Genomic DNA, 5,780 nt, shown 5'->3' with positions numbered 1-5,780 from the left:
TTGGGGGGGCGCCCTTAATCCACCCCGGGGTCTTTCGCGGCGGGGGCTGGCCGGTTCACCGCGCCTGGGCGGCCGGGGCACGCGTCGCCCGCGGCGGGGCTTGCTGTTCGCAAGCCCTTCGGCCTTTGCTCCCGGTGCCCGCAGTATCTACCCGGGGGATAACCCCCGGACCCCCAGCGCGCGAGGCGTGTCGCCTTGAGTGGTGCTTCGGTTCAGACCACCGTGTTTCTTAGTCACTTCACGATCGTGTAGATCGCCGCGCCGGGATTGGCGTAGTCGCGGCGCAGGAAGTCCAGCCCGTCCAGGTTTCGCAACCCCGGCGAGGGCAGCCCGCCCACCACGATCGAGCCGCTCCCGCTCAGCACGTGATGGATGTTCAGCCGCCGCACCGCGGCCCGCACCTCGGGGTCGGTGTCGTACTCGCGGAAGTGCAGCGCCAGGTACGCGGCGTCCTTCGGCGGCACCCCGGCGTCGTAGTGCGCGGCCACCGGGTGCACCCCGGCGATCGCGTACATCCACGCCGTGCCGTCGAGCCGGTCGTTGAGCACCTTCTCGTCCGCCGGGATGTGCATCCGGCCCAGCTCGGCCATCGCCGCCAGCTCGTCGGCGCTGACCGGCGGCACGACCTCGCCGGGCAGCCCGTTGTAGTAGAGCAGGGAAACCGCTTTCGCGTTCGCGGTGTTCAAGAATCCGCCGGTCACCACCGCGAACAGCGCGACCACCAGCGCCGCGCTGACAAGGCCGAACCGGGCGGTCAGCCGCGGCCGCGCTCGCAGCCACCCACGCCGGGTGACGAGCTTGGCGAGCCAGCGCTGCAGCTGGGCCATCCCGTGCGCCGCCAGCAGGCACAGCGGGATCGCGGCCAGTGCCATCAGCCGGTACCGGTCGTTCCACCACGGCCGCGAAAGCGCGATCACCCACTCGGTGTCGCCGTAGGACGCGACCAGCACGAACAACGTGCTCAGCCCGATCGCCGAGAGCAGCAACCAGCGCATCCTGCCCAGCGCGAGGAAGCTCAGCACCCCCACCGCGAACAGGGCGGTCAGCCAGAGCTGCGGGTCGGGCAGCACCTGGTGGAACGTGGCGAGCAGTGCCAGCGACTTGAGCACCGGCAGATGCGAACCCCACGGGTGATACGGGTACGAACTCGACGTGAAGCCGATCGCTCCGAAGATCATCGGCGACGCCAGCACGCCCGCCACCACCATCACCGGCAGCATCCGCAGCAGGTCCCCGCCGACGACGCGGCCGAGCCCCTTGCCCTCGGCGACGCCGTCGGCGCGGCGGCTCCGCAGCACGCGGTACCAGCGCTGCACGACCAGCGGGAAGGCGAACAGGATCGCGCCGAACAACGCGCTGGAGTGCGCGGCGAGCAGCCCGACCGCGCTCAGCGCCAGCACCGCGCCGCTCCCGACGTCGGGATGCACGAGGTACCGCTGAAGCGCGACCACCGCGAGCGGCGTCAGCACGATGCCCAGCGCGAACGGCAGCAGCCCGCTCGACACCTGCTCGTAGGCACCGGTCGTCGCGGTCCCGGCGACCAGCGCGGCGCAGCCCGCGAGCACCGCCCGCCCGCCGAGCTGGCGGACCAGCGCGACCAGCGCCAGCGCGAAGAGCCCAGCGGTCGGCATCGTGATCGCGTTCAGCGTGACCGGGATCGTCGTGCCGGAAAGCTGGTAGACCAGTGCGCCGACCAGGTGATAGCCGTTCGGATAGAAGTTCCCGTCCGGGTACCAGTTGAGCTTGCTCATCCCGGTGAGCGAGCCGTCGCCGGTGTCGGCGATGTAGCGGATGCCGTTCGCGTGGTAGACGGTGTCCCAGCGCTGGAACACCGCGGTCGTCCCGCCCTTGGCCGAAAGCACCGCGATGATCGACAGGCCGAGGGCCAGCACGACGCAGGCCGCGACGGCGACGTGCGCGCGGCGTGTCCAGGTCACCCCCGGTTCGGCCGCGCCGGGGGAGGACCAGCCTCTGGCCAGCGCGAGCCTGCGCAGCCCGTACACGACGCCCGCGATCAGCAGCGTGCAGCCGGCGACGCTGAGGGTGTTGTACGGGAGATGAATTTTCGCCAGCCACGGGCCGGCGAGTCCGGTGACGGTGTAGCTGAGCAGCGGCGCGAGCCCGGCCAGGGCCCAGCCGCGCAGGCCCGCCGCCAGCCCGATGAGGCCGCCCGGCACCGCCAGCACGCCGACATAGGTGGCGAGCGCGCCGAAATAGCTCCAGAAGTCGTCGGGTGTGGGCACTGCTTCCCTGTTGGATCGAGGTGAAATACGACGGTCGGTGCGGGTCGCGGTGAGCGACTGCGTACCCTGGGCGCCCGTGAGCGCGCACACGAACCCCGCCAACAGTACTGAACGCGATTTCGCAGGTTACGACCTCGTCGTCGTCGGCTCCGGTTTCTTCGGGCTGACCGTCGCCGAGCGGGCCGCGACGGAGCTCGGCAAGAAGGTCCTCGTGCTCGACCGGCGGAGCCACATCGGTGGCAACGCCTACTCCGAGCCCGACCCGGAGACCGGCATCGAGGTGCACAAGTACGGGGCGCACCTGTTCCACACGTCGAACAAGCGGGTCTGGGAGTACGTCAACCGCTTCACCGAGTTCACGAACTACCAGCACCGGGTGTTCGCGCGGGTCAAGGACCAGGTCTACTCGTTCCCGATGAACCTGGGCCTGATCAACCAGTTCTTCGGCAAGTCGCACACCCCGGACGAGGCTCGCGAGCTCATCGCCAAGCAGGCGTCCGAGTTCGAGACCGAGAACGCGCAGAACCTCGAGGAAAAGGCCATCTCGCTGATCGGCCGCCCCCTCTACGAGGCGTTCATCCGCGGGTACACCGCGAAGCAGTGGGAGAACGACCCCAAGAACCTGGGCGCCAACATCATCACGCGCCTGCCGGTCCGCTACACGTTCGACAACCGGTACTTCAACGACACCTACGAGGGCCTGCCCGTCAACGGGTACACCGCGTGGCTCGAGAAGATGGCCGAGCACGAGAACATCGAGATCCGGCTGAACGTCGACTACTTCGACGTGCGCGAGCAGATCCCGGCGGGCACCCCGACCGTCTACACCGGGCCGCTGGACCGCTACTTCGGCTACTCGGCGGGCCGGTTCACCTGGCGCACCGTCGACTTCGAGTCCGAGGTCGCGGAGACCGGTGACTTCCAGGGCACCTCGGTCGTCAACTACAACGACCAGGAAGTGCCCTACACCCGCATCATCGAGTTCCGTCACTTCCACCCGGAGCGGGACTACCCGAAGGACAAGACGGTCATCTTCCGCGAGTTCTCCCGCTTCGCGGGCGAGAACGACGAGCCGTACTACCCGATCAACACCCCGGAGAACCGCGAGAAGCTCGAGGCCTACCGCGAGCTGGCCAAGGTCGAGGCACGCGAGAAGAACATCCTCTTCGGCGGGCGGCTGGGTACCTACAAGTACCTCGACATGCACATGGCGATCGGGTCGGCGCTGTCGATGTTCGACAACAAGATCGCGCCACACCTGACCGATGGCGCGCCTCTCGACGGGTCCATCGATGCTTGAGAAGGGCACGCCGACAGGCGAGGTCGCGGTCCTGGCCAAGGCCCAGGGCTTTCTGAAGAGTGAAGCTTCGGTGAAAGCCGCGCGCGGCATGTCGCACTTCGGCGAGCACGCGATCGGCTGGTTCGGTCTTGGCCTGCTAGGCGCTGTCGTCGACAAGAAGCGACGCAAGGACTGGCTGATCGCGGCGGGCGGCGTGGTGGGTGCGCACGCCGCCTCGATCGCGGTGAAACGCGTGGTCAGGCGGCCGCGACCGGACGACCCGAGCGTCGAGGTTCTGGTCGGGACGCCGAGCAAGCTGAGCTTCCCGTCTTCGCACGCGACGTCCACTACGGCGGCGGCGGTGCTCTACTCCGGATTGACCGGGCGTAACCTGGTGCCCGCCTTGGTACCGCCGATGCTGGCCTCCCGGCTCGTGCTCGGCGTCCATTACCCGACCGACGTACTGGCCGGAGCGGCTCTAGGGGGCCTGGTCGGTGGTCTAATCCGACGAAAGCTGAAGAAGCGAATATGAGCGAAACGACCGAGCGATTAGAAGACAGCGGTGACGTGCCCGCCGCCGAGACCTCCACCCCGGAGGCCCCGGCGGCACCCGTCACGGCGGCCAAGGGGCCACTGGGCCTGGTCGGCGGGATCGTCAAGACGGCCCGGCCGAAGCAGTGGGTGAAGAACGTCCTCGTCTTCGCGGCGCCGTTCTTCGCCTTCTCCAAGTCGACCGACCGGGCGGGGCTGCTCTTCGCCGCCGCGATCGCCTTCGTGGCGTTCTCGCTGGTGGCGTCCTCGGTCTACCTCATCAACGACGCGATCGACGTCGAGGCCGACCGGGCGCACCCGACCAAACGCAACCGGCCCATCGCGGCGGGCATCGTGCCCGTCCCGGTGGCCTACGCGTCGGCCGCGGTGTTCTTCCTGGCCGGTCTCGGCGTCTCGTTCGCGGCGAGCTGGCAGCTGGCCGTGGTGCTCGCGGTGTACGAGGCCGTGCAGCTCGGCTACTGCTTCGGCCTCAAGCACCAGCCGGTGGTCGACCTCGCCATCGTCGGCTCGGGCTTCCTGATGCGCTCGATCGCCGGTGGTGTCGCGGCCGCGGTCCCGATGTCGCAGTGGTTCCTGCTGGTCACCGCGTTCGGCTCGCTGTTCATGGTCGCGGGCAAGCGGTACGCGGAGGTCATGCTCTTCGAGCGCACCGGCGCGAAGATCCGCGCCTCGCTGAAGAAGTACTCGGCGAGCTACCTGCGGTTCGTCTGGGCGACGTCTGCGGCGATCCTGATCATGTCCTACTGCCTGTGGGCGTTCGAGATCCGCCAGCACGAGCACAACTCGGTGTGGGCGGTCGTCTCGATGGTGCCGTTCGTGGTCGCGGTGCTGCGTTACGCGGTCGACGTCGACAGCGGGAACGGGGGCGAGCCCGAGGAGATCGTGCTGCGTGACCGCGTGCTCCAGGTCCTCGGCGGCGTCTTGGTCATCACCCTGTTCCTGTCGTTCTACCTGTAGCCAATCAACAGCTCCTGTACAGCGTTCACACAGGAACCGGGCTCATGCTCGGGGACGGGCCGGGTGAAATGCCCGGTCCGGTGAACCTCAAGGAGCATGAAATGACCCACCCCGCCGACCCGTCGCGAGACCCCGCGGCGGGTGCCGTGCCGCCAGCGGGTGCCGGAGAACCCACCGTCGAACAGCCCGCGGCAACTGCCGAGGGCACGCCGCCGGGATCCTCGGCGGCCCCGCAACCCACGGTCGAACAGCCGGCCGCTGACCAGACCGCCGAACACGCCGAGCAGGCCCCGCCCAGCGCGACGCCGCCCCCGCCTGCCGCCGGTGCGACACCTCCGCCGCCGCCAGGCGCGTGGGGTGCCCCGGCCGCGGCAGCGCAGCCCCGGCAGCCCGGTGGCTTCCGCCGCTTCGTCGCGCACCGCGCGACCCAGCTCGTCGCGGTCGGGGTGCTCGGGCTCGTGGTCGGCGGCGGGGTCGTCGGCATCGTCGCCGCGGCCACCCATCACGACGGCAAGCGCCCCGGTATCGCGCGCATGCACCAGCACCGTGACGGCGGCCCGCGCGGTCACGGCAACTTCGGACCCGGCCAGAACGGCCGCGGCGGCTCCGAGGCCCCCGGCCAGGGCGGTTGACTTCCTCGGCAGGGGATCAGCTCGAAGTGCCGTTAAGGCCACCTTACGGGCGTCAGACGCCCGTAAGGTGGCCTTAACGGCATGTGGTGAGGTCGGCACGGGCGGCAGGTCACGAGA

Annotated in this window: 5 protein-coding genes; 4 read left to right on the top strand and 1 reads right to left on the bottom strand. The window is 69.4% G+C overall.

Annotation, left to right across the window (positions count from 1 at the left end):
* Positions 1-233: 233 nt before the first annotated feature.
* Positions 234-2,243, bottom strand: coding sequence for a DUF6541 family protein (locus ACFW0G_RS40005; RefSeq protein ID WP_378330746.1), 2,010 nt, complete (start codon positions 2,241-2,243; stop codon positions 234-236).
* A 76-nt stretch (positions 2,244-2,319) separates the two neighbouring features.
* On the opposite strand from ACFW0G_RS40005, the gene glf reads away from it, so the two are divergent.
* The 4 genes from glf (at position 2,320) to ACFW0G_RS39985 (ending at position 5,663) form a co-directional block, all read left to right on the top strand.
* Positions 2,320-3,543: a UDP-galactopyranose mutase gene (glf, locus tag ACFW0G_RS40000; RefSeq protein ID WP_378330745.1), complete on the top strand. Its 1,224-nt coding sequence runs from the start codon at positions 2,320-2,322 to the stop codon at positions 3,541-3,543.
* Positions 3,536-4,054 carry a phosphatase PAP2 family protein gene (locus tag ACFW0G_RS39995; protein ID WP_378330744.1) on the top strand — a complete coding sequence of 173 codons (519 nt, stop codon included), beginning with the start codon at positions 3,536-3,538 and terminating at the stop codon, positions 4,052-4,054. The genes glf and ACFW0G_RS39995 overlap by 8 nt, the downstream gene beginning before the upstream one ends.
* Positions 4,051-5,031: a decaprenyl-phosphate phosphoribosyltransferase gene (locus ACFW0G_RS39990; protein WP_378330743.1), complete on the top strand. Its 981-nt coding sequence runs from the start codon at positions 4,051-4,053 to the stop codon at positions 5,029-5,031. Before ACFW0G_RS39995 ends, ACFW0G_RS39990 begins: the two co-directional genes overlap by 4 nt.
* Positions 5,032-5,132: 101 nt before the next feature.
* Positions 5,133-5,663 (top strand): hypothetical protein, encoded by a 531-nt coding sequence (locus tag ACFW0G_RS39985; protein WP_378330742.1) that lies wholly within the window; start codon positions 5,133-5,135, stop codon positions 5,661-5,663.
* The last annotated feature ends 117 nt before the right edge of the window (positions 5,664-5,780 follow it).

Origin of the sequence: Amycolatopsis sp. NPDC058986, assembly GCF_042741125.1 — a bacterium.
Classification (GTDB): Bacteria; Actinomycetota; Actinomycetes; order Mycobacteriales; family Pseudonocardiaceae; genus Amycolatopsis.
Note: the sequence above shows the minus strand (reverse complement) of the source record. Positions and strands in the feature narration are given on the sequence as shown.

What these genes read in the sequence shown, in the direction of transcription:
- ACFW0G_RS39995 (WP_378330744.1), top strand. Translation starts at nt 3,536, where the DNA reads ATGCTTGAGAAGGGCACGCCGACAGGCGAGGTCGCGGTCCTGGCCAAG.
- ACFW0G_RS39990 (WP_378330743.1), top strand. Translation starts at nt 4,051, where the DNA reads ATGAGCGAAACGACCGAGCGATTAGAAGACAGCGGTGACGTGCCCGCC.
- ACFW0G_RS39985 (WP_378330742.1), top strand. Translation starts at nt 5,133, where the DNA reads ATGACCCACCCCGCCGACCCGTCGCGAGACCCCGCGGCGGGTGCCGTG.